Source organism: Halomicrococcus pelagicus, assembly GCF_051917725.1.
GTDB lineage: Archaea > Halobacteriota > Halobacteria > Halobacteriales > Haladaptataceae > Halomicrococcus.
The window spans coordinates 264,040-288,906 of sequence record NZ_JBQBLX010000003.1 but is presented as its reverse complement, the minus strand read 5'-3'; the positions used below and the strand labels follow the sequence as shown (position 1 = coordinate 288,906).

Genomic DNA, 24,867 nt, shown 5'->3' with positions numbered 1-24,867 from the left:
CGCGCCGCCCGGTCCTCGCCGAAAAACAGTTTTTCTCCGGGTTCGAACGGCCGCCGAGCTACTGGACCTTCGTCCCGGGCTCGGCGTCGCCGTGGGTCGTCAGCAGGTCGGCCTGGTCGCCCGCCGCGAGCAACATCCCGTTGCTCTCGGTGCCGAACAGCTCCGCCTTCTCCAGGTTGGCGACGACGATTATCTTCGTTCCCGGCAGTTCGTCGACGTCGTGCAGTTGCTTGATGCCCGCGACTATCTGGCGCGTCTCGACGCCGATGTCGACCTCCAGTCGGACGAGGTCGTCCGCGCCCTCGATGGGGTCGGCCGTCTCGATGCGCCCGACCCGGAGGTCGAGGTCCTCGAACTCCTCGAAGCCGATACGGTCGTCAGCGATGGGTTCGAACTCGTCGCTCATGTCCTCGTCTTCCGCCTCGTCCTCGTCGGACGTAGCCGCTTCGATGCTCGCCTGGAGTTTCTCGTTGAGGTCCTCGACGCGTTCGTCTTCGATCTTCTCGAACAGCTCCGAGGGTTCGTCGAACGACGCCGGCGGTGCTTCGAGCGCGGCCTGGATGTCGGCGTCGTGGACCGACCCCGACTCGCCGAGGTGCGACCAGAGGTCGTCGGCCTTGCCGGGGACGACCGGCGCGAAGACGACCGCGAGCGCCTTGGCGATCTGGACGCAGTCGCGGATGACCTGCGCGGCCCGCTCGGGGTCCTCGTCGGTGAGCTTCCAGGGCTCGTTGCGCTGGATGTACTCGTTGCCGAACGCGGCGAGCGCGGTGGCGGCCTCGCCGATGCGCTTCAGCGAGTAGTCGTTGACGGCCGCCGCGAAGTCGTCGACCGCCGACTCGATGCGGTGTTCCACCTCGTCGCTCACGTCGGCGTCTGGCGTGCCGTCGAAGTTGCGGGCGGCGAACAGCAGCGAGCGGTAGGCGAAGTTGCCGACCGTGCCGACGAGTTCGCCGTTCACGCGCTCCTGGAAGCGGTCCCACGAGAAGTTCACGTCGCGTTCGATGCCGCCCGTGGTCGTGAGGTAGTAGCGGACCAGGTCCGGGTGGAACCCCTCGTCGAGGTACTCGTCCGCCCAGACGGCGCGATTGCGACTCGTCGAGAACGCCTCGCCGTTGAGGTTGACGAAGCCGCTGGCGACGACCGCGCGCGGTTCCTCGTACTCCGCGACGTGGAGCATCGCCGGCCAGAAGATGGTGTGGTGCTGGATGATGTCGCGGCCGATGACGTGGACGATGTCGCCCTCGTCCTTCCAGACCTGCTCCCAGTCGTACGTGTCGCTGCCGACGCGCTCGGTGTACTGCTTCGTCGAGGAGACGTACTCGATGGGGGCGTCGACCCAGACGTAGAGGACGAGGTCGTCCTCCCCGTTCGGATAGTCGATGCCCCAGTCGAGGTCCCGGGTGATACACCAGTCCTGGAGTTCGCCCTCGATCCACTCGCGGGGCTGGTTCTTCGCGTTGTCCGTGCCCTCGAGGCGGTCGATGAACTCCTGGAGGTACTCCTGCAGGTCCGAGACGCGGAAGAACTTGTGCTCGCGTTCGCGGTACTCCGCGGGGTTGCCCGTCCGGATGCTCGTCGGGTTCTCTATCTCGCCGGGTTCGAGGTGTCGTCCGCAGCCCTCGTCGCACTCGTCGCCGCGGGCCGTCGCGCCGCAGTACGGGCACGTGCCCTCGACGTAGCGGTCCGGCAGCGGGTCGTCCTCGATGGGGTCCCAGGCGACCTTTATCTCCTTCTCGTAGACGTACCCCTTCTCGTCGAGCGTCCGGACGATGTCGGTCGTCAGCTCCGTGTTCGTCTCGTCGTGGGTGTGGCCGTAGTTGTCGAACTCGACGTTGAACTTCGGGAACGTCGCCTCGTACTTCTCGTGGTGGCGGAGCGCGAACTCCTCGGGCGTGACACCCTCCTTCTCGGCGTTGACTGCCACCGGGGTACCGTGCATGTCCGACCCGGAGACGAACGCCGTCTGCTGGCCGAGTTTCCGGAGCGCGCGGGCGAACACGTCGCCGCTGACGTACGTCCGCAGGTGCCCGATGTGGAGGTCTCCGTTCGCGTACGGGAGCCCGCAGGTCACCACCGCGGGGTCGTCGGTCGGATAGTCGTCGTGGCTCATGCTCTCAACTCCGTCGGTGCGGGTGTAAAACCCGCCGGTTTCGTGCGTTCCATCGTTGGGGTCGTGGTCGTCGTCTCTCGACAGCGACAGCTAGCGAGCGGTACGCGACTCGCCGGGTTTCACCACCGCAGAACCGTCCGCCTCGGTTCGGGAGGGTCCACTCGGCGCTATCGCTGCCCGCGCATAGGCGTCGTGACAGCGTCGGCGTGGACCGTCCGTCGCATGTCCGCCTATAGATTCGTGACGGTACATAAATTCTCGGCTCGCGGGCCGCTCCGTCCGCGAGAAACCCGGACCCTTTTACCCGGGAACGCGAACCTCGCGAGTATGCTCATCACGCTCGAGGGCCTGGACGGGAGCGGAAAGACGACCGTCTGGGAGGTGCTCCGGGAGGAGTACGACGACGCGGTGTTCACCCGCGAACCGACCGACACGTGGTACGGCGAAGCGGTCCAGAAGTCCGTCGAGGACGACGACGCCGACCCCATCGCCGAACTGTTCCTCTACACCGCCGACCACGCCGCCCACCTCGCCGACACCGTCGAACCCGCGCTGGCGGACGGGAAACTCGTCGTCTCCGACCGCTACTCCGACTCGCGGTACGCCTACCAGACCGTCGGGCTGGAGGGCGTCGTCCCGCGCCCGATGGAGTACATCATGGGCGTCCACCGGCCGTGGACGCGCGAACCGGACTGCACCATCTACCTGGACGTCGACCCCGAGACCGCCGCGGCCCGCAGCGGCGCGACGAACAAGTTCGAGCAGGCCGGCTTCCTCGCGTCGGTGCGGTCGAACTACGAGCGCCTCATCGACGCCGAACCGGGGCGGTTCGTCCGCGTCGACGCGACCCGGTCCCCCGAGGAGGTCATCGACAGCGTCGTCGACGTCGTCGAACGCGTCACCGACGAGTACGACGCCGCGGACGACGACCCCGGCGCGTGACCGACCGCGGAGGGGGTCGCCGCAAGGGAGAGCGCGGGCGAGAACTCTTTGCTACTAGCTCACGTACGCGTCTGCATGGGAGACGACGACGGCGACGACGGACTGAGGTTCACCCTCCCGCCGCTCCGACTTCCGGCGTTCACGCTGCCCGACCGCATCCACTTTCTGTACCCGACGCCGCCGGGCCGTAACCGCGACCACGCGCCCGTCCAGGTGAGCACGCGCACCGCGTTCGCGGTCGCGCTGGCGCTCGACCTGTTAGACGTGCTCGTCGTGCTGTTCGCCGGGGCGGCCGCTCCGTGGCTTCGTGCGGCCCTCGGTGCGTTCGCACTCGCGCCGCTGGTCGGCGCGTTCGGCGTCGGGTACGTCTGGGAGGGGGTCGCCGCGGCGGCCGGCCTGCCGTGGCTGGCGGTCGTGCCGTCAGCGACGCTGTTGCTCCTCGCGCGGCTGGTCTGGTAGGTCGATCTCCTCCGGCGGCGGCATCCAGAACAGGTCGATGGAGACGCCGAGCATGAACGGGAGCACCCAGACGAGGATGAGCACGGTCCCCCGGTCGCCGAGACCGCTCCCGCCGAGGCCGACCACGCCGCTCAGCACGAGCGTCGTCGCGACGTACACGACGGGCATCAGCAGGAGCGTGTAGACGATAGCGCCCCAGCGCGTGGAGAGCCGCAGTCTGAAAAAGCGTACGGCGACCGCCGTAATGACCGTGTTCACGAGGATGATGAACACGAACCCGACGGCGGTGGCTGCCGAGAGCATGTCCGAGTGTACGAACGCCGGGTTCTTTTGCGTACCGAAAGCGACCGGACCGACGTCGCGCCGAGACGGTCAGCTATCGACCAGTTCCTCGGCGACGGTCTCCGGGGCGAGCAGGTTCGGGTCGACGATGAGGTCGGCCTGCCCGCGGGCGAACTCCGGGATGGTGTCCTCGTCGTACACGACGACCTTCAGCGCCTCGTTCACGTCCTTGGCGACCGGGATGGCGGTGGCCTGGCCGACGTCGGTGAGGACGAACAGGTCGGCCTCGTGGATGCCGGCCTCCTCCAGGGCGGGCCGGGAGGCGATGCCCTCGACGCGACTCGTCTCGATGCCCTCCCCTTCGAGGGCGGGACCCAGTTCGCCGTCGTCCGGACCTGCGATGACTGCGCGCATCACTCGTACTCGATGGTCGCCGGCGGTTTATGCGTCACGTCGTAGACGACGCGAGCGACGTTCTCGTTCTGGCCGGTTATCCGCGACTGGACGCGCTGGAGCGTCTCCCAGTCGAGTTCCTGGGCGCGGGCGGTCATGCCGTCCCGCGACTCGACCGACCGTACCGAGACGACCCAGCCGTGGACGCGGTTGTCGCCCTTGACGCCGGTCGCCTTCCCGAGGACGGCGGCGAACGCCTGCCACGGGTCGTACTCGTCGAGTTCCTCCTCGACCACGTGGGTCGCGTCGCGCGCGACCTCGACCTTCTCGGGCGTCACCTCGCCGATGACCCTGACCGCGAGCCCCGGACCGGGGAACGGCATGCGCTCGGCGACTATCTCTTCGAGGTCGAGCGCCCGGGCGACCTCCCGGACCTCGTCCTTGTAGAGGTTCCGGACGGGTTCGACGATGCCCTCGAAGTCCACCGCGTCGGGCAGGCCGCCGACGTTGTGGTGGGACTTGATGTTGCCCTCGCTCTCGATGCGGTCCGGGTAGATGGTCCCCTGGACGAGATACTCCGCGTCGGACTCTTTGGCCTCGCGCTCGAACTCGCGGATGAACTGCTCGCCGATGACGTGGCGCTTCTCCTCGGGGTCGGTGACGCCGGCGAGCGCGTCGAAGAAGCGGTCCTGCGCCTCGACGACGCGCAGCGAGTCCATGTAGGAGAACGTCTCGCGTATCTGGTCCGTCTCGCCCTTCCGCATCAGACCGGTGTCGACGTAGACGGGGGTGAGCTGGTCGCCGATGGCCTCGTAGGCGAGCGCGGCCGCGACCGAGGAGTCGACGCCGCCCGAGAGGGCGATGACGGCGTGGGCGTCGCCGACCTGTTCGCGAATCTCGTCGACGGCGTCGTCGACGAACGTGCCGGGGTTCACCATCAGGCCTGCACCTCCTCGGGAGCCTCGACGTCGGTGTCGGGCCGGTCGAGCACCGCCTCCAGCAGGCCGACGAACGGCGGACTCGCGCGGCCGGGCCGCGACCGGAACTCGGGGTGGAACTGCGTGCCGAAGAAGTACGGATGACCGTCGAGTTCCAGAATCTCCATCCGGTTGCCCGAGTACCCCGAGAACTGGAGGTCTTCGCCCTCGAAGTCGTCGAAGTACTCGGGGTTGACCTCGTAGCGGTGGCGGTGGCGCTCGGTGCAGGAGGGGCCGCCGTACACCGACTCGGCGAGCGTTCCGGGTTCGATGTCGGTCTCGTGCGCGCCGAGTCGCATCGTCCCGCCCATGTCCTCGACCTCGTACTGCTCGGGCAGGATGTCGATGACCGGGTGGGGCGTGTCCTCGTCGACCTCCGCGGAGTGTGCGCCGGCCAGTCCGAGCACGTTCCGCGCGTACTCGACGACCGCCATCTGGAAGCCGAGACAGAGGCCGAGGAACGGCACGTCGTTCTCGCGCGCGTACCGGATGGCCTCTATCTTCCCCTCGGTTCCGCGGGAGCCGAACCCGCCGGGGACGACGATGCCGTCGGACCCCTTCAGGCGCTCCTCGTGGTCGTCGTCCATCTCCTCGCTGTCGACCCAGAGCACGTTCACGTCGACGTTCTTCTCCAGGCCGGCGTGTTTCAGCGCCTCGTGGATGGAGATGTAGGCGTCTTCGAGGGCGTACTTGCCGACGAGCGCGATGTCGACCGCGCCGGTCGTCTCCTGGGTGACGAGTTCGCGCCACTCGTTGTCGCGCTCGTCCTCGGGGAGGGCGCGGTCGTCGAGGCCGAGTCGCTCCATGACGTACTCGTCCAGGCCCTCCTCCTCGACGACCAGCGGAACGTGGTAGATGTCCTCCACGTCCGGGTTCGAGAAGACGGCGTCGGTCGAGACGTCGCAGAACAGCGCTATCTTCTCTTTCGTCTTCGGTTCGAGTTCGTCGTCGCAGCGCCCGACGAGGATGTCCGGCTGGAGGCCGATGCTCCGCAGTTCCTTCACGGAGTGCTGGGTCGGCTTCGTCTTCTGCTCGCCGTTCTTCGAGTAGGGCACGAGCGTGACGTGCGTGAGGAGGAAGTCGTCGTCGTCCTGCTCGTGGGAGAACTGTCGGAGCGCCTCGAGGAAGGGCATCCCCTCGATGTCGCCCACGGTACCCCCGACCTCGACGATGCAGACGTCGTGACCGTCGGCGGCCTCGCGGATGCGGCGCTTTATCTCGTCGGTGACGTGCGGGATTATCTGGACCGTCTTCCCGAGGTAGTCACCGGCGCGCTCCTTCTCGATGACGTGCTTGTACGCCTTCCCCGTGGTGACGTTGTGGTCGAAGGTCATGTCCTCGTCGAGGAACCGCTCGTAGTTCCCCAGGTCGAGGTCGACCTCGCCGCCGTCTTTCAGCACGTACACCTCCCCGTGCTGGTAGGGGTTCATCGTCCCGGCGTCGACGTTCAGGTAGGGGTCTATCTTCACTGCGGTCACGTCGAACCCGGCGTTCGAGAGCAGGCGGCCGGTGCTGGCGGCCGTGATGCCCTTGCCGAGGCCCGACATGACGCCCCCAGTGACGAAAATGAACTTCTCCCCCAGAGTGGGGTCGTAGTCCGTCTCTGGTTCGGTCGGCATACCGATTGTCGGCGAGCGCCACTCAAAACCGTTTCGGGACCGGAGTCGCGCGCGAGGCGATGGCACGGGCCGGTCGACCGGCCGGTCAGCCGAGTCGGTCGACCAGGAACGCGCCGACGTCCGCGGCGGCCTTCTCCTCCTGACCGACGAAGAAGTGGTCGGCGCTGAACTCCACCACCTCGCACTCCAGTTCGCGCGCGCGCTCGACCAGCGCCTCCCAGTCGGCGGTGTCGTCGCGCGTCCCGTACACCACCCGGACTGGCGCGTCGACGTCGGCAAGCGCTGCCGCCGCGTCGAGGTCGTCCGCGAGCCTGGACGCGGGCGCGAGCAGCGCGACGGCGTCCGGCTGCGGGTCGAGGGTCGCGGCCGCGAGCACGGCTATCGCGCCGCCGAAACTGAACCCGAAGACGCCGACGCGGTCGTACCGTTCGCGCGCCCACCGGACGGCGTTGCGGGCGTCCTCGCGCTCGCCGTACCCCTCGTCCCAGTCGCCGTAGTCGAACCGCAAGCAGGCGACTCCGTCGTCGACGAGGTGCTCGCCGAGCGCGACGAGGCGGTTGTCCGTGCGGCTCCCGCCGAACTCCGGATGCGGCGGGCAGGCGACCACGACCGCGTCGGGGCCGTCGCCCGTCGCTCCGTCGGGCGAATCGAGCGTCGCGCGCACGTCGCGGGCACCGGGGACGACGACTTCTTTCGACTCCATGCCGGGATGTTAGCGTAGAGAGGATTTTAAGTGTCGCGTCCTGAATGTAGGTGTATGGGTGTGCTTTCACGGCTGTCCTACGTCGTCCGGTCGAAGATAAACGCAGCACTCAACCGGGCCGAGGACCCCACGGAGACGCTCGACTACTCCTACGAGCAGATGCGGGACGAACTTCAGGACGTGAAACAGGGCATCGCGGACCTGACGACCCAGAAGAAGCGACTGGAGATACAGAAACGCCGTCTGGAGGAGAACGTCGAGAAGCACAACGACCAGGCTCGCGAGGCCATCCAGCAGGACCGCGAGGACCTCGCTCGGCGCGCGCTGGAGAAGAAAAAGCAGAAGATGAACCAGATAGAGGACCTCGAGGGCCAGATAGCCGACCTCCAGAACACGCAGGACAACCTCGTCGAGAAGAAAGACCAGCTCCAGAACCGCATCGAGGAGTTCCGCACGAAGAAAGAGAGCATGAAGGCCCGCTACGAGGCCGCCGAGGCGAACACCCGCGTCTCCGAGGCGATGACCGGCGTCGGCGACGAGATGGAGAACGTCGGCATGGCCATCGAGCGCGCGGAAGAACGCACCGACGACATGGAAGCTCGCGCGGAGGCGATGGACGAACTCCAGGAGACGGGAGCGTTCGAAGACGCGCTCTCGGACAAGGACCAGCTCGACCGCGAACTGGAGGAGATGCGGACCACCGGTGAGGTCGACTCCGAACTGGAGACGCTGAAGGCCGATATGGGCGTCTCCGACGAGTCCGAGAAGAACGAGAGCGAGTCCGAGGCCGAGGACGTGAGCCTGGACGACCTGGACACCGAGACCGAGGTGTCGAGCGACGACGTCGACCAGGAACTGGAGGACCTGCAGGAAGACGAACGGGAGTCCTGACTCTCCCCCGCCGGACGTAGAGACGAGGCCTTTTGACCGTTCGTTCCCTCCCGCCGGACATGGACGACCAGGACGGGGAGTCACAGCCCGGGGACAAGATGCGCGAGCGGGGCAGTGGGAGCAGGACGAAGCTGTGGGTGCTGATGGAGGCGAACCGGTGGGTCGTCGCCGGTTGCGTGCTGGCCGCGGTGTTCCTCGCGCTCCTGGCTCTCGGCGTCGCGGACCCCTCGCCGCTCCAGCAGTTCGTCGGACCGGGTGACGACCCCGTCGACACGCTGTTCCAGGGATTAGTCGGTGCTATCATCACGGGCGTGACGCTCGTCGTGACGCTCAACCAGCTCGTCCTCTCCCAGGAACTCGGCCCGGTCGGCGACCAGCGCACCCGCATGGAGGGCGCGATGGAGTTCCGTCGGGACGCCGAGGAGGTCCTCGGCCACCAGACCGCACCGCCGGAACCGGCGGCGTTCATGGAGGCGCTCATGGACGAGACCAAATCGCGCGCCGAGGAGCTGGCCGGCGCGGTCGAGGAGAGCCGAGACGAGGAGCTGAAACGGGCCATCGAGAGCTACGTCGACGGTCTGACCGAGAACGCCGATGCTGTGAGCGACACGCTCGAAGACACGCAGTTCGGGACGTTCAACGTCCTCTCGGCCGTCCTCAACTTCAACTACTCGTGGAAGATATTCCTGGCGCGCAAGATACGCAACGAGCACGCGGACGCGCTCACGGACGAGGTCGACGAGGCGTTCGGCGACGTCATCGAGTCGCTGGAGTACTTCGGGCCGTCGCGCGAACATTTCAAGACGCTGTACTTCCAGTGGGAACTCGTCAACCTCTCGCGGGCGATGCTGTACACGGCGGTCCCGTCGCTCGTCGTCACGGTGGCGATGATACTCTACTACGACGCCCGGGCGGTCCCGGGAGCGACCCTCGGGATCAGCAACGACGTGCTCGTGACCAGTCTCGCGGTCACCGTCGCCATCGTCCCCTTCGTCATCCTGCTGTCGTTCATCCTCCGCATCGCCACGGTGGCGAAGCGGACCCTCTCCATCGGTCCGTTCATCCTCCGGGAGACCAAGCGCAGCGACGACATCGACTAGGGGCGTCGCGGCCGGGAAGCGGTGGAAATCGAGGTTCGTCGAAAGCAGGCGAGAGAGGAGCTCAGGCGAGGAAGTCGGGGTCGGTGCGCTTCTCGCTCTCTTCGCGTTCGAGGTGGTCGCGGAACGTATCGAGCGACAGGTCCTTCTCCTCGCGCTCCTTGCGGTCCCGGACCGATATCGTCTCCGACTCCTCCTCGTCGCCGCCGACGATTATCATGTACGGGACGCGGTCGTCGTGGGCCTGCTGTATCTTCCGCCCGACGGTCCACGAGCGGTCCTCGACGTCGACGCGGAACGCGCCGAGTTCGTCGGCGACCTCGTGAGCGTAGTCGAGGTTGTCGTCGCTGACGGGGAGGACGCGGACCTGTTCGGGCGCGAGCCAGAACGGGAACTTCCCGTCGAAATGTTCGATGAGCACCATGAAGAAGCGCTCGTAGCTCCCGTAGAGGGCGCGGTGAATCATCACCGGCCGTTCCGACTCGTTCTCCTCGGTGACGTAGCTCAGGTCGAACCGCTCGGGCATGTTGAAGTCCAGTTGCACCGTGGGGCCGTCCCACTCCCGCCCGAGGGCGTCCTCGAAGGCGAAGTCGATCTTCGGGCCGTAGAACGCGCCGTCGCCCTCCTCGATGCGGTACTCCATCTCGGACTCCTCGAGCACCTGTTCGAGTTGCGACTCGGCTTTCCGCCATATCTCGTCGCTGCCGACGGACTTCTCGGGCCGGGTCGCGAGCGCCACGTCGTAGTCGAGGTCGAAGGTCTCCAGCACCTCGAATATCATGTCCATGATGGTGTCGACCTCGGCGCGGATCTGGTCCGGACGGACGAACAGGTGGCCGTCGTCGATGGTGAACGCCCAGACCCGCGAGAGTCCGGAGAGTTCGCCGCGCTGTTCCTTGCGGTACACCTTCCCGTCCTCGAAGTACCGGACCGGCAGGTCGCGGTAGCTCCAGGAGCCCTGGTCGAAGATGGTGGCGTGGCCCGGACAGTTCATCGGCTTCAGGCCGTACTCCTCGTCGTTGACGTCCAGCAGGAACATGTCGTCGCGGTAGTTGTCGTAGTGGCCCGACTGCTTCCACAGTTCGGTGCGGAAGAGGTGCGGCGTCTCGACGGGGTCGTAGCCAGCGTCGAGGTTCAGGTTCTCGACGTACGACGACAGTTCGTCGAGGATACGCTTGCCGTTGGGGTGGTAGAGCGGGAGCCCCGGCCCCGTCACGTCCGGGATGGAGAACAGGTCGAGTTCCTGGCCGAGGCGACGGTGGTCGCGCTCCTGGGCCTTCCGGCGCTGGTCGAGGAACTCCTCCAGCGCCCCCTCGGTGGGGAACGCGGTGCCGTAGACCCGGGTGAGCGTCTCGTTCTCCTCGTCGCCGCGCCAGTAGGCCGCCGAGGTCTCCAGCAGCGCGAAGCCGCCGATCTCCCCCGTCGAGTCGACGTGCGGACCCCGGCAGAGGTCCTCGAACTCGCCCTGTTCGTAGAACGTGACGGACTCCTCGCCGGCCGCCTCCTCGTCGAGGATGTCCTGCTTGTACGGGTTGTCCTCGTAGGCCTCGAACGCCTCCTCGCGCGAGCGCTCGAAGCGCTCGATGGGGAGGTCCGCGTCGATGATGTCGTGGGCCTCGTCCTCGATGGCTTCGAGGTCCTCCTGGTCGAGTTCGACGCCCGCGACGTCGTAGTAGAAACCCTCGTCGGTCCACGGGCCGATGGCGAGTTTCGCGTCGGGATGGAGGCGCTGGAGCGCCTGCGCGAACACGTGGGCCGCCGAGTGTCGAAGCACGTCGAGGTACTCGTCGCTCTGGTCGGTGACGATGACGAGTTCGCAGTCGTCTTCGAGCGGCGTCGCCTTGTCGACGAGGTCGCCGTCGACGACGCCGGCGACCGTGTCGTCGCCGAGTCCCGGTCCGATTTCGTACGCCACGTCCTCGACCGTCGCCCCTTCCTCCACCCGGAGTTCGGAGCCGTCGGGGAGCGTGACAACGATGTCGCTCATGTAGGCGAAATACGCGCCACGCGCCAGATAAGTGTGTTGAGACGCCGGCGGTGACGGCGAACCGGTCGCGGTCGGGCGAGCCGGTCCCCCGAGAGCGCGGTCGACCGGCGACGGCCGCGCTCGGAGCGCCCGTCAGTCCGCACGGAGGCCGACGTACAGCGTCGTCTCCTCCTCCGGCGCGGCGGAGGTGACGGCGGAGACGCCGACGGTCAGGACGAGTCCGAGCGCCATCCCGACGACGGGGGCGAGCCAGCCGCCGTAGGAGGCGGGCACCTGCGGGAGGAAGACGCTGGCCAGGTAGAACGCCTGGCTGCCGGCGACGCCGGCGAAGATGCCGGCGCGGGTCGTCTTCGTCCAGTAGAGCGCGACGACGACGGGGAGCGCGAGTTGCGCGAAGCCGCCGAACGCCGTCGAGCCGATCTCGACCAGCGTTCCGGGTCTGGTGAGGCTGGCGACGAAGGCCGCGATGGCGAAGACGGCGACGCCGACGCGCCCCAGCACGTCCTCGCGGCGGTCGCTGGCGTCGGGATTCACGAACGGCCGGTAGAGGTCGCGGGTGAAGTACGACGACCCGGAGAGCAGCATCGAGTCGGAGGAGGACATCATCGCCGCCATCGCGCCGGCGACGACGAGCGCCGCGAACCACGCCGGCGTGTACTCGTTCAGCAGGATGGGGAGGACGTTGGCCCCCTCCGGCACGTCGACGGGCAGCCCTCGCGCCCACGCGCCGAGCATGAACGCGGGGACGAACAGGAGCACGACGAGGACGGGCCACAGCGAGAACGTGCGCTGGAGCACCTTCTTCGAGCGAGCGACGAAGAAGCGCTGGTTCACCTGCGGGAACATTGCGACGCCGAAGGCGATGCCGACGGCCTTCGAGAGCATCCACTGCGGCGAGTAGGTTCCGCCGCCGAGCGCGAGGAACTCGCCGTCGACGCCGGCGAGGTTGCCGGTCGCAGCGCCCGCACCGCCGAGTTCCGCGAGCACCCAGAGGACGGCGGCCCAGACCATGACGAGCATGAACGCGCCCTGGAGCGTGTCGGTCCACGCGATGCCGCGCATCCCCGCGAGGACGACGTACGCTATCATGAACGCCGTGACGAGGCCGGCCCCGGCGGCGTAGGGAAGGTCGCCGCCCGTCAGCGCCGACAGCGCCGTGCCGGCCCCGACCTGCTGGAGCATGACGTAGGGGAACAGCCAGAACAGGCTGATGGCGGCGACCAGTCCGCGGAGGACGGGCGAGCCGAAGCGGTCGCCGAGCATCTCCCCGAGCGTGACGTAGCCGTGTTCGCGGCCGAGCAGCCACTGCTTGTAGCCCACGACGTACCACAGGACGGCGAAGAGCACGCCGTCCATCAGCCCCATCACGAGTATCCACTCCGGTCCCGCGGCGTAGGACAGGTTCGGGCCGCCGAAGAACGTGAACGCCGACAGCAGCGTGGCGAACGTCGTGAACAGGAGGACGACCGTCCCGAGGGTTCGGCTGGCGAGGTAGTAGTCCTCCGCGCTCCGGTCGGTGAGTCGGTAGGCGACGAGACCCACCGCGAGCGCCAGCAGGAGGTAGCCGCCGACGATGCCGAGCTGGAGGCTCGTCTCGCTCATGCATGACCCTCCTCGTCGACGTGACCCGCCTCGACGCCGACGCCCCACGCGCGGTCGGCGAACGCCCGGAACGTCAACGCCACGACCGCCATCCAGCCGACGTGCCACCAGAGCCACACCGGGAGGCCGAACGCGACCGCGGACGACCCCCAGAGGAACCACGGAATCGAAAGCGCCGCCAGTACGACGAACGCGACCGCCCAGCCGTAGGATTCGATGTCCGTCATTATCGTTCGATTGTTCGACTACCGGGTGATAAGAGTTACTAATCGTATCCAAACGAGAGGTTCGAAGAGAATTCGTCTTCGAAACCCCGGTCGCTTCGCGTTCTCCATCGTGAACCCGGCGTCTCTCGACCGCGGAGCGTTCCGACGGCGGTGGTCGTCGAGCCGGGCGGCAATCGCTTTCCGTGCGGCTCGCGTACGCGCCGACCGATGGTCGGGACTGCTATCCAGCTGTACACGTTGCGAGAGATGGACGCGACCCTGCCGGAACTGATAGCCCGCGTCGGCGAGACGGCGTTCGACGGCGTCGAGTTCGCCGGGCTTGGCGACGCCGACCCGGACGAGGTGGCGGACGCCCTCGCCGACGCCGGCCTCGACGCCGCCGGAGCGCACGTCGGTCTCGACGACCTCGAGGCCGACCCGGCGGGCGTGGCGGAGACGTACCGGCGACTCGGCTGCGAGACGCTGGTCGTGCCGTACCTCGACGAGACGCACTTCGACAGCGAGGCCGCCGCCGTCGAGACGGCCGAGCGGCTTGCCGCGCTCGCGGCCGACCTCGACGCCGAGGGCGCGCGACTGGCCTACCACAACCACGACCACGAGTTCGTCGACGTGGGCGACCGCGCGGGGTTCGACGCGTTCGTCGACGCCGCGGACGTGAACGTCGAACTCGACGTCGGCTGGGTCGTCGCCGCGGACCGAGACCCCACGGCGCTGCTGGACCGCCTCGCCGGTCGCGCGCCGCTGGTCCACGTGAAGGACGTCCGCGACGGTCGCCCCGTCGAACTCGGGGAGGGCGAACTGCCCGTCGAGGAGTGCGTCCGGGCGGCCCGCGACGCCGGCACGGAGTGGCTGGTGTACGAACACGACGACCCCGACGACCCCGAGCGGTCGCTCGAACGCGGCGCGGAACTACTCGCCGGGTTCGGCGACTGACGCGCCGCCCCCGCGAACGCTCTGGCGGCTACAGCAAGTAGGGTGGACGACGCCGGTGGCGCTAGTCGCTGATGGACTCGAGGAGCGTCCGGTCGGCGTCGTCGACCCCGAGCAGGCCCATCAGCGCGACGAACGTGCCGAGCGACAGCGTGCCGACGACGAGGACCTTCCCGACGTCGAAGATGGCCAGTTCGCGGCCGACCAGCATGACGACGGTGGCGCAGGCGACTGCGACGCCGCCCTTCCAGTAGTCCAGCGAGTAGGGGTGGATGTCGAGCAGGTAGTACACCTCGCCCACGCGGAGCACGTTCAGCAGGGCGAGAGAGGTGCCGGTGGCCATCGCCGCGCCGACGATGCCGTACTCGCCGATGAGGACGAAGTTGAGCCCGACGTTCACGATACAGACCAGCGTCGTGTTGACGGCCTCCAGGCGCTCGTACTCAGACATCGAGAGGAAGAAACCGGCGGGACCGATGGCGGCCTTGAACATCTGGCCGAACCCGAGGATGAGCAGCGTCGTCGTGGCGGCGGGCGTGGCCGCGCCGAAGATGCTCAGAATCTCGTCGTCGTACACGACGAGGAAGAGGAAGCCGAGCACGGTGAGATACGCCACCCACTTCGTGACGACGGTGTAGGTCCGTTCGAGGCGCTCGTGCTGGCCGTCGTGGTAGAAGTCGGCCGCGAGCGTCGGGAAGATGGTGTTGACCGCCTGGAGGACGACCGCGAGCAGCACCGACGTCTGGAACGCCGCCTGGTACCATCCGACCTTCGACGGGGAGACGAACGCGCCCAGCATGAGGATGTCCGTCCACGAGATGAAATACTGGGTGACGGCCACGGCGACGACCGGCAGCGAGTAGGTGAATATCTTCTTCGTCTCGAAGGCGGGGCTGACGTGCCGCCGTATCGCACCCAGGTCGACGATGTAGTACACCGCGAGCGCGCTGCCGACGAGCAGCGACGCGAGGTAACCGGCGATGACCGCCCGGACGTCGCTCAGGACGAACGCGCCGACGGCGACCAGCACGACCGCCGTGCCCGACTGGCCGAACTCCCGGACGTACACCGAGTACTTCGTCTCCTTGAACGACCGCGTCACCGACATCCCGACCATCATCACCGAGAAGAGGGGAATGCCGACGAGGAACAGCTGGGTCGTCGCGCCGAAGTCGGCGTCGAGCACCGACGCGTACTGGTTGGCTCCGACGTAGAGGACCACCGCGATGGCGGTGCCGACGACGAGGGGGGCGACGACGGCGGTCAGGGCGACGCCCGCGATCTTCGAGTGGTCGTCGTCGCGCTGGTAGATGGGGATGTACTTCTGGGCGGCGTTGTCGAGGCCGAGTCGCGCGGGGATGCCGCTGGCTTTCATGACTATCATGCCGAACGCGAACAGGCCGAGCGCGTCCGTCCCGAGGCCGCGGGCGATGATGACGTTGAGGCTGTAGCGGAGCGCGCGTCCGACGAGTCCGCCGAGGAAGGCGACCGAGGCCATCTTGGTGATGCTGTCTTTCATCGTGGAGAGCAGGTGTCGAGAGCGTACTGGTGGAGTCGAGAGGGCACTGTCGTGAGCTACCTGGCGGAAACCGTTCGTCCGTACCGAGGCGACGCGACCGACATAGACCTTCGTGGTTTCGGCGCGTCACCGGTCGGAAACCCGAAATATCAGCCGACGGAGGGTCGGACCGGTACCGTCCGGCCCGGTGTGTGCTACCTACTCGGCGTAGCCGAGTTGCTTGAGGCGGTCCGCGACCACGTCGTCGTCGACCGCCTCCGACTCGGTCGCGTCCTCGGCGACGACCTCGCGGCGCTCGCCGCGGTCGTCGACCAGCCACGGCACCCTGACGAGTTCGTCGGTGTACATCCCGCGCGGGTGGCCCCACTCGCGGACGGGGAACGGCGTGGCGCGCTCGCCGACCATATTCCCGTGGTCGGCCGTGACGACGGTCTTGCCGTCGAGTTCGTCCATCAGGCGCTCGACGTGGGGGAGCGTCCGGTTCAGCGTCTCGGTGTACGACTGCCAGATTTCGGCCGCCGACACGTCGAGTTCCGACTCCATCTTTCGGCCCCAGAAGTCCCGCGAGTCCGACTCGGGGTCGTCGAGATACCCCTTGTCGAAGGAGGTCTCCTCGGTGATGAAGGGGTAGTGGGGCTGGATGTAGTGGACGATGAAGCGCTTGTTATCGTACTCCTCCGCGGCGTCGAGCGCGTACTCGGTCGTCGTTTCGGGGAGCACCGTCTGGTACTGCTCGTCCCAGCCGTCCTCCAGCCAGACGTTCTCGATGGCGTGGAACTCGGGGTTGATGCGGTCGAAGTTGCGATGCAGTTGCGGGTTCGCGGTGACGTAGACGGTGTCGCGGACGTCCCGGTTCGTGAAGTTCGCGCGCAGGAACTCGACCGTCGCCGACCCGCGGGACTCGCGGGACTCCAGGCGGCCCGGCAGGTTCGCGTTCGCCTCGAACATGTCGTACCGACACGCGTCGAGGATGAGCAGGTTGTCCCAGTCCTCGGCCATCACGTCGATGCCGTCCTCGTTGTACTGGCGCGTGTTCAGCCGCCGGTGGTACAGCCGGTTGGCCTCGCGGGCGAAGAGGTTCGGATTCTCCAGACCGCGTCGCAGTTGAGAAAACTCGTACATGTGGCCTTCTATTTTGCCAGGGCATATATTCCTTAACCCTCTTCCTGACAATCTTTCGATTTATCGGATGTGGCCACAAAGAATTAAAACTCGTCACCGCGAACTCGTCTTCGTGAACGGAGACGCACGCGCAGGTCGTCGAGCCACGCCTAGGCCCCAGAACCGTGTCGCCGGCGCCGTCGGTCCTCGCAGGTGGCGGTCGCCATGAACGTCCTCGTCCTCTCCGACGCGTTCTGGCCGGACCACTACGGCGGCATCACGAAGTCGCTGGTGACCGAGGTGGAGGGGCTCGTCGAGCGCGGCCACGACGTCGTCGTCGCGAGTCGGCGTCTGGACGACGACGACGCGAGCCACGAGCGCCGCGAGGGGTACGAACTCTACCGGTACGACAGCCCGCCCCAGGACTCGGCGCTGTACCACAGCTACCCCCTGTTCAGCCTCGGGAAGGTGCCGCGACTGCTCTCCCGACTGGACGACCGGTACGACTTCGACGTCGCCTACGTCCACAACACGTTCCAGGCGGCGGGCGTCGCACTCTCGTCGGCCGACGTCCCCGCCGTCACGGTCTTCCACGCCCCCATCCCGCGCGAGATAGAGATCGACGCGGACCAGGGGAAGTACGGCTGGAAGACGCCGTTCGTGCGCGTCGCCAACAGGGGGTTCAAGCGGCTGGAGGGGTACACCCTCCGGGACGCCAGCGTCGTCGTCACGCGCAGCGGGTTCATGACGGGCGAACTGGACGACCTCTACGGCAACGTCGGCCCGCTCCGGGAGATTCCGCTCGCAGTCGACACCGACCGGTTCGAGTACGTCGCCGACCCCACCGACGTGCGCGACGAACTCGACCTCCCCGAGGACCGCCCCATCCTGCTGACGGTGCGCCGTCTCGTCGCGCGCATGGGCCTGGAGAACCTGGTCGACGCGATGGAGACGGTTACCGAGCGCCACCCCGACGCTCTCCTGCTCATCGGCGGCAAGGGGTACCTAGAGGAGACGTTACGCGAGCAGATAGCGGCGAAGGGTCTCGAGGAGAACGTCCGCCTGCTGGGGTTCGTCGCGGAGGAGGACCTGCCGACCTACTACGGCGCCGCCGACTTCTTCGTCATGCCGACGGAACAGCTCGAAGGGTTCGGGCTCTCGACGCTCGAATCGCTCAGCACCGGGACGCCGGTCGTCGCCACGCCGGTCGGCGGCAACCCCCAGGTCGTCGGCCCGCTCGACGACGACCTGGTCTGTGACGGCACCGACCCCGACGCCATCGCGGAGAACCTCTGTACCTGGCTCGACCGCGACACGGGCACCGGGTTCCGCGAGAACTGCCGCGAGTACTGCGTCTCGCGGTTCTCGGTCGACGAGGTCGCGAGTTCGCTGGAGGCCACGTTCGAGGACGCAATCGAGCGGACGTAACGAGGTCAGGCGTAGCCCAGCGTCTCCAGTCGCTCTTCCACGTCCTCGGTGACCTCCGCCTGGCCGGCGTCGACCGTGCGGACGTCCAGTTCGTCGACCCGCGCTTCGAGTTCGGCGCGCGGGTCGTCGAGGCGCGACTCGCCGGTCGACCGGAACTCGCCCTCGGCCCGGTCGGCCGTCTCGTCGGTCTGGTACCCGTAGAAGTCGGGCGGAGTAGCGATGCCGTGCAGCCGTCCGTCGTAGCGCTCGAACGCCTCCACGACGCCCTTGCGCTCGAACTGCTCGCGGTGACGGTCGAGGAATCCGTGGTACTCGGTGAGGTAGGTGCGCGACGCGGGGTCGTCGAGCAGCGACTGGCCGCGGGCGTCGGCGGGGGCGTCGACGCCGGCGAGGTCGAGAATCGTCCGGTGGACGTCGAGCAGGCTCACGGTGGCGTCGTCGCGCCGCGACTCGACGCCGTCGCCGCTGACGACGACCGGGACGTGAGTGAGTTCGGGGTAGAGACCGTAGCCGTGGTTCCACATGCCGTGTTCGCCGAGCATCTCGCCGTGGTCCGAGACGGTGACGACGTAGTCGAACTCCTTCCTGAGTTCGGCGAAGATCTCCTCGTATATCTCCGAGAGGTAGGCCGCGGAGGCGTCGTAGGACGCTCGCAGGCGCTCGGGGGAGTCGACGGAGTCGGCGAAGGCGTCGCCGACGACGACGTTCAGGGAGTCGGCGTCGACCGACTCGGGGGTGTGGTAGGGCGCGTGGGCCTCCATCAGGTTGACGTACGTGAACTCGGGCGAGCCGAAGTCGGTGTCGCGGGCGCGGGCCAGCACGTCCTCGCCGCCGCCGTCGGCGTCCGACGTCGTCATCCGCCGGTACCCCTGTTTCATCGCCGCGACGGTCGAACAGTCGGCGCGGACGGCGTGGAGCACGGACCGCGGATACTTCGTCCAGCTGTGGGTGTCGATGTCGCCGAGGAACGCGGTCCAGTCGACCGCGTTCACGTGCCGCGGGTCCAGACTCCCCGGTTCGAGCACCTGCGAGAAGCCGCGGTCCCAGCCCTCCCAGAACATCGTGTTCGGGTTCGCGCTCCAGAGCCGCGTCTCGTAGCCCGCCGCGCGCAGGCTCTCAGCGAGCGTCTCGTCGGGGCAGTCGAGCGACGCCGACTTGCTGTGGACGCCGATCTCGCTGGGGTATCTGCCGGTGAACAGCGACCCGTGGGCCGGCACGGTCCAGTGGGACGTGGAGTAGGCGTTCGTGAACCGCACGCCGGGGAGCCAGTCGAAATGTTTCTCGAAGGCGTCGTACCGGAGCGTGTCCAGGACCACGAGGGCGATGTTTTCGGGCATTCTTACTGGCAGGTACCACATCTCGACCCATCATACTTTTGTCCGCTACGACGAGAGTCTCAGGAAACATCAAAACTGACCGCAACTTTCAGCCACGGTACCACCTTCGTCGCTCGCCGTCGGAAAACGCGGGGCTCAGGAGAGGTACCCTAACTCCTCCAGCCGGGAGTTGACGTCGTCGTCCACGCCCGTCTGCTCGCCGGTCGGCGCGTCGACGCGCTCCACGAACTCCCTCAACTGCTGTTCCAGGTCCGGTTCGTCCAGTTCGCCGTAGCGGTCGACCGTCTCGCCCGGGTCCGACTCCAGGTCGAACAGTTCGCCGCCGTGCAGCCCCTGGTCGTCGAACGTCCGTATCAGCTTGCGGTCGTCCGTCCGGACGCCGACCAGCCCGTGGCCGTCGTTCGGGAGGTACGATATCATGTACGCCGGGTCCGTCGACTCCTCGAAGGTGTCGCCGGTCCACGACGCGGGCGCGTCGACGTCGACCTCGTCGAGCAGCGTCGGCGGCAGGTCTATCTGGCGGACCGGCCGGTCGGGCAGGTCGGTCTCGACGTTCCGGGTGACGAGCGGCGTACGGACGACCTCGTCGTAGAGGCTCTCGTGGTCGTAGTCGCCGTGGTCGAACTCCTCGCCGTGGTCGCCGGTGAACACCACCTTCGCGTCGTCGTCGACGAAGTCGAAGACCTCCTGGAGGTCGTCGTCGACGCGCTCGACGCAGCGCCGATACAGTCGGCGGATGGTGCGGAGCGTCGACTCGGAGGAGTCGCTCCCGTTCAGGTAGAACTCGACGGACGCCCGGTACGCGGACGGCAGTCCCACCTCCCGGGCTTTCGACAGCCCGGGGTAGTAGGGGAGGTGGGGGTCCATGAGGTGGAGCCAGAGGAACCGCGGCCCCGACTGGGTCTCGTACCAGTCGCGAGCCTGACCGATTATCTCGTCGGCCGGGACCCGCTTGCGCATGGCGGCTAGCTTGTAGAAGCGGCTGGCCCACTTGCCGAACTCGGAGGAGTAGAGGTCGCTGTCGGGCGACTCCATCCCGTCGTTCCAGAACGCGTCGAAGTGGGGCGACCACTTGGCGACGAAAGGGTTCGAGGCGACGAACCCGCCGGTGGCGTAGCCGTGGTCGGCGAGCACCGCCGGCAGCGGCGTGAGGCCGTCTTCGAGGTTCCCGTCGTCGTCGTACGTCTCCGGGTAGTAGCGACTGTTGAGCAGCGCGGGGAACGCCCAGTTCGTCGCACCCCCCGCGGAGATGGCGGTCGTGGATTGTTCGCTCCACGCCGACAGCGACGGCATCTGAGCGAGCGTGTCCGACCGCCAGCAGTCTACGGTCACGAGGACGATGTCTTCTCTAGGCACTGTTGGCAGGTCCTCGTTCCATTACTAAATTTCTACCGCCTCAAAAAAGACGGCCGTTTGAAAATATTTGTTTTTCGTTGTGTCGTATCGAATCGAGTTGCGCCAGCGGTCGTCGACCGGACGGCGTCGTCCGGTCGCTCGCGGTGGGTCAGCGCGTGGAGTCGTGGAAGTTGTTCCGGAGGTACCGTATGGGCCGGAGAGCTGCCGACGCCTCCAGGACGACGTAGATGAGCGCGAGCGGGAGTATCTTCACGAGGAGGGTCGGACCGATGCCGCGCAGGGCTGCTTTGGCGAGGAACAGCGCGACCATGGCCACGAACGCGACCGTCCCGACGCGCTTGCGACTCCGGACCAGTCCGACGAACGTCGTCCGAACCGCCGCACCGACCAGGAACGGGACGACGAGCACGCCCGCGTACCCGAAGTTGGCGTAGCTCTCGCCGACGAGGGTGGGCGTGATGCCGACGGGCTTGTCGAGCCACGGCAGTTTCTTCGTCGTTATCCAGCCGGAGAACGCCTTGTCGGCTCCCGGCAGCATCGACGTGAGATCCATCAGGTAGCCGCGACCGAGCAGGTAGCCGTGCTCGGCCGGGAAGTAGCCGAGGATGAAGTTCAGATTCTCGTTGTTCACCAGGAAGATGCGGTGGCGGATGTACTTCACCGCGATCGCGACCGGCGTGCCGTCGACCGACTGGTACCGGACGACGGTGACCGCGAGGAACAACGAGAGGAAGAGGACGGCGGCGGCTCCGATAGCGCGGAAGTTCACCCGACGCGTGACGAACTGGTCGGTGAAGAGCAGAAGGATGAGGAGGTGGCCGACGAGCGCGCGGAAGCCGGTCAGCGCCATCGCGACGGCCGTGATTCCGAGGACGACGGCCGCTCCGGCGAGATGGAGCCGGTTATCGCTCAGCCGCGCTTTCAACCACGCGACGGTCGCGAGGAACGGCAGCGGGACCATGACGAAGTGGATGTAGTAGTCCTGACCGGAGATCGAGGAGAGCCGCGACGCCTCTCCGTTCCCGCCGATGATGGGCACGCCGTACGTGAAGTAGTACAGCGCGCTGCCGACGAGCGTCACGGTGACGAGGCCGGCGAACGCGAGACGCGGTCCCGGCTCCGCCCAGTTTCGCTCCCAGGGGCGGTTCAGGAATCGCCGCAACTCGGCGTCGGCGCTGAAGTCGGTCACCTCGTCGACGGCGTAGACGCCGGCGACGAAGGCCGCGAATCCCAGCACGATGGCGAAGAACACTTCGGGGTCGCCGGACAGCGAGTACCACGCTCCGCCGGCGAAGAGGAAGAGGCCGTACACCGACGCGAACAGGTAGCTCGGAGTCAGGAAGTCCAGGCGCTGGTTCGCCAGGACGAGCGCCGCACACGGCGCGGCGAGCAGGGCGAGGAGGACGAGCGTCGGCAGGAAGACGGCCAGTACCGCCACGAGCGCGACGGCGACGAGGCCAACCACTGTCGACTTCGAGACGGTGACTCCAGTGGACATACCTGGTCCAACTTCGCCACTCGCTAAAAATCTTGGCTTCCACGAGCAGGAAATAAAAATGATGAAAACATTTCGGCAAATATGAAAGTATATCTGTGTCTCGGTTTTCATAATCTTAATTACCTGAACGAAACACTGAACCATCACACGGCGGAGGCCAACTGTTATCTTTCTCCGGGGAGCAGTGCGAGACGATGCTCGTTCTCTCGAGTGTGGTCGCTCTCGTCGCCGGACTGACGACGCTGGTGTACACGTACGTCGGCTACCCGCTCCTCCTCGCGGTGCTCTCGGTGGTCGACGGCTCCGACTCGTCGGACGACGACCCCGGTGCCCGTCGCGACGCCGACCCGCCGGACGCCGACGCCGACGCGTTCGCACCCTCGGTCACGATGGTCGTCGCCGCGCACAACGAGGAGGACGTCGTCGAGGAGAAACTCGACAACACCCGGGCCATCGAGTACGACGGCGCGTTCGAGTGCATCGTCGTCTCCGACTCCACGGACCGGACCGACGACCTCGTGCGGCGTCACGCCGGCCCCGACACCCGGCTGCTGGCGCTCGACGAACGACGGGGGAAGAGCCACGCGCTCAACCGCGCCGTCGAGGAGGCCGACGGCGACGTGCTCGTGTTCTCCGACGCGAACACGATGTACGAACCCGACGCCGTCGCGGAGCTCGTCGCGCCGCTCGCCGACGATTCGGTCGGCTGTACCACCGGCTCGCTCCGACTGGTCGACGAGGAGGGCTCGACGACCGAGAGCGCCTACTGGAAGTACGAACTCACGATTCGAAAGCTAGAGTCGAAGCTGGGAACGACCGTCAGCGTCAACGGCGGCATGCTCGCCCTGCGCCGCGAGGAGTACCGCCACCTGCCCGAGCAGGCGCTGGCCGACGACCTCGTCGTCGCGCTTCAGCAGGCCGCGGCGGGTCGTCGCGTGGTCTTCGCCGAGGACGCCCGCGGCACCGAGCGGACCACGGGCGACCTCTGGAGCGAGTACGACCGCCGGGTCCGCATCGGCGCGGGCAACTACCAGGCGCTCGCGTGGTTCCGCGAACTGCTCGACCCCAGGAACGGCGTCGTCGCACTGGAGTTCGCCTCCCACAAGGCGTTGCGATGGTGCATGCCCGCCGTCCTGCTTGCGACGCTCGTCGCCAACGTCACGGTCGTCGTGCTCGCACCCTCCGCCCCCGCCGCCGCGCTGCTCGGCGCACAGCTCTCCTGCTACGGTCTGGCCGGCGTCGGGATGGCCAGCGAGCGCGCCCGGTCGTCGTCGTCGCTGGTCGCGCTCCCGGCGTACTTCCTGAGCATGAACCTCGCGTTCGCCGCCGGCTTCCGGAAGTTCCTCTCCGGCCCCGGCGTCGAGGTGTGGAAGTCGACGCGGAGCGTCGAGGAGTAGGTCGGAACCACCGACTCGTTTCACCCGCTACCGTCTCTCGCACTTCCCGCTCTCAGTTCCTGTCCAGGAGGGACTCCAGCCCGTCCCGGAGCGACACGGTGGGTTCGTAGCCGAGCTGCTGGCGTGCCTTCGACACGTCGGCCTCGCTGTGGTCGATGTCGCCGGGGCGGGGGTCGGTGTGGACGATGTCCGAGTCGCTGCCCGCGACGTCCCGGACGGTCTCCGCGAGTTCGCGGATGGTGACGCTCTCGCCCGTGCCGACGTTGAACGCCTCGCCGACGCGGTCCGTCTCGGCGGCGAGCAGGTTGGCCTGCACCACGTCGTCGACGTGGACGAAGTCCCGCGTCTGGCTGCCGTCCCCCTCGACGGTGATGGGGTCGCCGGCGAGGGCCTGGTCCTCGAAGACGCTGACGACCGCGCTGTACTCGGGGTTCTGGCGTGGACCGTAGATGTTGAAGTACCGGAGTGCGACGGTCTCCAGCCCGTAGAGCTCCGAGAAGCGGCGAGCGTACTGGTCGGCCGCCAGCTTGTCGATGCCGTACGGCGAGGTCGGGGTCTTGCGGTCCGACTCCTGGACCGGAACGGACTCCGGATGGCCGTAGACGGCGGCGCTCGACGCCAGCACGACGCGGGCGTCCTCGTCGCGCGCGGCGTCGAGCACGGTCAGCGTCCCGCCGGTGGTGACCGCGTGGCTCTCCTGGGGGTTCTCGACGGACTGCTCGACGCTGACCAGCGCCGCCTCGTGGAAGACGAGGTCCGCGCCCGCCATCGCCTCCCGGACCGCGTCCGGGTCGCGGACGTCGCCCTCGATTACCGTCGCCCGGTCGTCGACCTTCGTCGGGTCGCCGGAGGAGAGGTCGTCGAGGACGCGCACGTCGTTGTCCGGCGCGAGCGCGTCGACGAGATGACTGCCGACGAATCCTGCACCACCCGTGACCAGCACCGTCTGGTCGCTCGGCGTCGTTCGCTTCATTCCTCGGTCGTTCGGCCACCAGCCGATTAAGTCTAT

At 67.4% G+C, this 24,867-nt stretch carries 22 protein-coding genes; 7 read left to right on the top strand and 15 right to left on the bottom strand.

The features are described 5' to 3' along the window. Window positions 1-58: 58 nt before the first annotated feature. Window positions 59-2,113, bottom strand: coding sequence for a methionine--tRNA ligase (gene metG / locus ACTF4R_RS10690; protein WP_440007822.1), 2,055 nt, complete (start codon window positions 2,111-2,113; stop codon window positions 59-61). Between the two features lie 327 nt (window positions 2,114-2,440). Between metG and tmk the strand changes: the two genes are divergently transcribed. Further along, a complete protein-coding gene (tmk, locus tag ACTF4R_RS10685; protein WP_440007821.1) occupies window positions 2,441-3,055 on the top strand; it encodes a dTMP kinase in 615 nt (204 codons plus the stop codon). A gap of 75 nt (window positions 3,056-3,130) precedes the next feature. Next, window positions 3,131-3,514: a hypothetical protein gene (locus tag ACTF4R_RS10680; protein WP_440007820.1), complete on the top strand. Its 384-nt coding sequence runs from the start codon at window positions 3,131-3,133 to the stop codon at window positions 3,512-3,514. Here ACTF4R_RS10680 and ACTF4R_RS10675 read toward each other — a convergent pair. The 5 genes from ACTF4R_RS10675 to ACTF4R_RS10655 form a co-directional block, all read right to left on the bottom strand. Further along, on the bottom strand, window positions 3,476-3,817 hold the full coding sequence (locus ACTF4R_RS10675; protein WP_433625271.1) for a DUF7991 family protein: 342 nt from the start codon (window positions 3,815-3,817) through the stop codon (window positions 3,476-3,478). The genes ACTF4R_RS10680 and ACTF4R_RS10675 overlap by 39 nt on opposite strands. Window positions 3,818-3,886: 69 nt before the next feature. Further along, window positions 3,887-4,210: a DUF7126 family protein gene (locus tag ACTF4R_RS10670; RefSeq protein ID WP_113276933.1), complete on the bottom strand. Its 324-nt coding sequence runs from the start codon at window positions 4,208-4,210 to the stop codon at window positions 3,887-3,889. Next, window positions 4,210-5,127 (bottom strand): glutamine-hydrolyzing GMP synthase, encoded by a 918-nt coding sequence (gene guaA, locus ACTF4R_RS10665; protein WP_440007819.1) that lies wholly within the window; start codon window positions 5,125-5,127, stop codon window positions 4,210-4,212. Before guaA ends, ACTF4R_RS10670 begins: the two co-directional genes overlap by 1 nt. Next, window positions 5,127-6,785 carry a CTP synthase gene (locus tag ACTF4R_RS10660; RefSeq protein ID WP_440007818.1) on the bottom strand — a complete coding sequence of 553 codons (1,659 nt, stop codon included), beginning with the start codon at window positions 6,783-6,785 and terminating at the stop codon, window positions 5,127-5,129. Before ACTF4R_RS10660 ends, guaA begins: the two co-directional genes overlap by 1 nt. 85 nt (window positions 6,786-6,870) lie before the next feature. Beyond that, on the bottom strand, window positions 6,871-7,488 hold the full coding sequence (locus ACTF4R_RS10655; RefSeq protein ID WP_440007817.1) for an alpha/beta hydrolase: 618 nt from the start codon (window positions 7,486-7,488) through the stop codon (window positions 6,871-6,873). A 54-nt stretch (window positions 7,489-7,542) separates the two neighbouring features. On the opposite strand from ACTF4R_RS10655, the gene ACTF4R_RS10650 reads away from it, so the two are divergent. Further along, window positions 7,543-8,379, top strand: a complete 837-nt coding sequence (locus tag ACTF4R_RS10650) for a PspA/IM30 family protein (RefSeq protein WP_440007816.1) — start codon at window positions 7,543-7,545, stop codon at window positions 8,377-8,379. A gap of 59 nt (window positions 8,380-8,438) precedes the next feature. Next, on the top strand, window positions 8,439-9,479 hold the full coding sequence (locus ACTF4R_RS10645) for a DUF7972 family membrane protein (protein ID WP_440007815.1): 1,041 nt from the start codon (window positions 8,439-8,441) through the stop codon (window positions 9,477-9,479). Between the two features lie 61 nt (window positions 9,480-9,540). Here ACTF4R_RS10645 and thrS read toward each other — a convergent pair whose 3' ends face one another. From thrS to ACTF4R_RS10630, 3 genes are all read right to left on the bottom strand, one after another. Further along, entirely contained in the window at window positions 9,541-11,463 is a 1,923-nt protein-coding gene (thrS, locus tag ACTF4R_RS10640) for a threonine--tRNA ligase (protein ID WP_440007814.1), read from the bottom strand. Between the two features lie 132 nt (window positions 11,464-11,595). Beyond that, window positions 11,596-13,065 (bottom strand): sodium:solute symporter family protein, encoded by a 1,470-nt coding sequence (locus ACTF4R_RS10635; protein ID WP_440007813.1) that lies wholly within the window; start codon window positions 13,063-13,065, stop codon window positions 11,596-11,598. After that, a complete protein-coding gene (locus ACTF4R_RS10630) occupies window positions 13,062-13,292 on the bottom strand; it encodes a DUF3311 domain-containing protein (protein ID WP_440007812.1) in 231 nt (76 codons plus the stop codon). Before ACTF4R_RS10630 ends, ACTF4R_RS10635 begins: the two co-directional genes overlap by 4 nt. Window positions 13,293-13,499: 207 nt before the next feature. Between ACTF4R_RS10630 and ACTF4R_RS10625 the strand changes: the two genes are divergently transcribed. Then, window positions 13,500-14,225: a sugar phosphate isomerase/epimerase family protein gene (locus ACTF4R_RS10625; protein WP_440007811.1), complete on the top strand. Its 726-nt coding sequence runs from the start codon at window positions 13,500-13,502 to the stop codon at window positions 14,223-14,225. A 61-nt stretch (window positions 14,226-14,286) separates the two neighbouring features. Here the strand turns inward: ACTF4R_RS10625 and ACTF4R_RS10620 are convergent, their stop codons facing one another. Together ACTF4R_RS10620 and ACTF4R_RS10615 are read right to left on the bottom strand one after the other, a co-directional pair. Beyond that, window positions 14,287-15,741, bottom strand: a complete 1,455-nt coding sequence (locus ACTF4R_RS10620) for a flippase (protein ID WP_440007810.1) — start codon at window positions 15,739-15,741, stop codon at window positions 14,287-14,289. A gap of 198 nt (window positions 15,742-15,939) precedes the next feature. Further along, entirely contained in the window at window positions 15,940-16,863 is a 924-nt protein-coding gene (locus tag ACTF4R_RS10615; RefSeq protein WP_440007809.1) for a sulfatase-like hydrolase/transferase, read from the bottom strand. A gap of 204 nt (window positions 16,864-17,067) precedes the next feature. Here ACTF4R_RS10615 and ACTF4R_RS10610 point away from each other — a divergent pair, with 204 nt between their 5' ends. Beyond that, a complete protein-coding gene (locus tag ACTF4R_RS10610; RefSeq protein WP_440007808.1) occupies window positions 17,068-18,270 on the top strand; it encodes a glycosyltransferase family 4 protein in 1,203 nt (400 codons plus the stop codon). Window positions 18,271-18,275: 5 nt separating this feature from the next. Here ACTF4R_RS10610 and ACTF4R_RS10605 read toward each other — a convergent pair whose 3' ends face one another. The 3 genes from ACTF4R_RS10605 to ACTF4R_RS10595 all read right to left on the bottom strand — a co-directional run bounded on the left by ACTF4R_RS10605 (window position 18,276) and on the right by ACTF4R_RS10595 (window position 22,461). Beyond that, on the bottom strand, window positions 18,276-19,607 hold the full coding sequence (locus ACTF4R_RS10605; RefSeq protein ID WP_440007807.1) for a sulfatase: 1,332 nt from the start codon (window positions 19,605-19,607) through the stop codon (window positions 18,276-18,278). 135 nt (window positions 19,608-19,742) lie between these two features. After that, the gene (locus ACTF4R_RS10600; protein WP_440007806.1) at window positions 19,743-20,963 is read right to left on the bottom strand and encodes a sulfatase-like hydrolase/transferase; all 1,221 of its coding nucleotides are present in this window, start codon (window positions 20,961-20,963) and stop codon (window positions 19,743-19,745) included. 148 nt (window positions 20,964-21,111) lie between these two features. Then, the gene (locus ACTF4R_RS10595) at window positions 21,112-22,461 is read right to left on the bottom strand and encodes an O-antigen polymerase (RefSeq protein WP_440007805.1); all 1,350 of its coding nucleotides are present in this window, start codon (window positions 22,459-22,461) and stop codon (window positions 21,112-21,114) included. 194 nt (window positions 22,462-22,655) lie between these two features. On the opposite strand from ACTF4R_RS10595, the gene ACTF4R_RS10590 reads away from it, so the two are divergent. Next, window positions 22,656-23,858, top strand: coding sequence for a glycosyltransferase family 2 protein (locus ACTF4R_RS10590; RefSeq protein WP_440007804.1), 1,203 nt, complete (start codon window positions 22,656-22,658; stop codon window positions 23,856-23,858). A gap of 52 nt (window positions 23,859-23,910) precedes the next feature. Here the strand turns inward: ACTF4R_RS10590 and ACTF4R_RS10585 are convergent, their stop codons facing one another. After that, the gene (locus ACTF4R_RS10585) at window positions 23,911-24,831 is read right to left on the bottom strand and encodes an NAD-dependent epimerase/dehydratase family protein (protein ID WP_440007803.1); all 921 of its coding nucleotides are present in this window, start codon (window positions 24,829-24,831) and stop codon (window positions 23,911-23,913) included. Window positions 24,832-24,867 lie beyond the last annotated feature (36 nt).

What these genes read in the sequence shown, in the direction of transcription:
- metG (WP_440007822.1), bottom strand. Translation starts at nt 2,113, where the DNA reads ATGAGCCACGACGACTATCCGACCGACGACCCCGCGGTGGTGACCTGC.
- tmk (WP_440007821.1), top strand. Translation starts at nt 2,441, where the DNA reads ATGCTCATCACGCTCGAGGGCCTGGACGGGAGCGGAAAGACGACCGTC.
- ACTF4R_RS10680 (WP_440007820.1), top strand. Translation starts at nt 3,131, where the DNA reads ATGGGAGACGACGACGGCGACGACGGACTGAGGTTCACCCTCCCGCCG.
- ACTF4R_RS10675 (WP_433625271.1), bottom strand. Translation starts at nt 3,817, where the DNA reads ATGCTCTCGGCAGCCACCGCCGTCGGGTTCGTGTTCATCATCCTCGTG.
- ACTF4R_RS10670 (WP_113276933.1), bottom strand. Translation starts at nt 4,210, where the DNA reads ATGCGCGCAGTCATCGCAGGTCCGGACGACGGCGAACTGGGTCCCGCC.
- guaA (WP_440007819.1), bottom strand. Translation starts at nt 5,127, where the DNA reads ATGGTGAACCCCGGCACGTTCGTCGACGACGCCGTCGACGAGATTCGC.
- ACTF4R_RS10660 (WP_440007818.1), bottom strand. Translation starts at nt 6,785, where the DNA reads ATGCCGACCGAACCAGAGACGGACTACGACCCCACTCTGGGGGAGAAG.
- ACTF4R_RS10655 (WP_440007817.1), bottom strand. Translation starts at nt 7,488, where the DNA reads ATGGAGTCGAAAGAAGTCGTCGTCCCCGGTGCCCGCGACGTGCGCGCG.
- ACTF4R_RS10650 (WP_440007816.1), top strand. Translation starts at nt 7,543, where the DNA reads ATGGGTGTGCTTTCACGGCTGTCCTACGTCGTCCGGTCGAAGATAAAC.
- ACTF4R_RS10645 (WP_440007815.1), top strand. Translation starts at nt 8,439, where the DNA reads ATGGACGACCAGGACGGGGAGTCACAGCCCGGGGACAAGATGCGCGAG.
- thrS (WP_440007814.1), bottom strand. Translation starts at nt 11,463, where the DNA reads ATGAGCGACATCGTTGTCACGCTCCCCGACGGCTCCGAACTCCGGGTG.
- ACTF4R_RS10635 (WP_440007813.1), bottom strand. Translation starts at nt 13,065, where the DNA reads ATGAGCGAGACGAGCCTCCAGCTCGGCATCGTCGGCGGCTACCTCCTG.
- ACTF4R_RS10630 (WP_440007812.1), bottom strand. Translation starts at nt 13,292, where the DNA reads ATGACGGACATCGAATCCTACGGCTGGGCGGTCGCGTTCGTCGTACTG.
- ACTF4R_RS10625 (WP_440007811.1), top strand. Translation starts at nt 13,500, where the DNA reads ATGGTCGGGACTGCTATCCAGCTGTACACGTTGCGAGAGATGGACGCG.
- ACTF4R_RS10620 (WP_440007810.1), bottom strand. Translation starts at nt 15,741, where the DNA reads ATGAAAGACAGCATCACCAAGATGGCCTCGGTCGCCTTCCTCGGCGGA.
- ACTF4R_RS10615 (WP_440007809.1), bottom strand. Translation starts at nt 16,863, where the DNA reads ATGTACGAGTTTTCTCAACTGCGACGCGGTCTGGAGAATCCGAACCTC.
- ACTF4R_RS10610 (WP_440007808.1), top strand. Translation starts at nt 17,068, where the DNA reads ATGAACGTCCTCGTCCTCTCCGACGCGTTCTGGCCGGACCACTACGGC.
- ACTF4R_RS10605 (WP_440007807.1), bottom strand. Translation starts at nt 19,607, where the DNA reads ATGCCCGAAAACATCGCCCTCGTGGTCCTGGACACGCTCCGGTACGAC.
- ACTF4R_RS10595 (WP_440007805.1), bottom strand. Translation starts at nt 22,461, where the DNA reads ATGTCCACTGGAGTCACCGTCTCGAAGTCGACAGTGGTTGGCCTCGTC.
- ACTF4R_RS10590 (WP_440007804.1), top strand. Translation starts at nt 22,656, where the DNA reads ATGCTCGTTCTCTCGAGTGTGGTCGCTCTCGTCGCCGGACTGACGACG.
- ACTF4R_RS10585 (WP_440007803.1), bottom strand. Translation starts at nt 24,831, where the DNA reads ATGAAGCGAACGACGCCGAGCGACCAGACGGTGCTGGTCACGGGTGGT.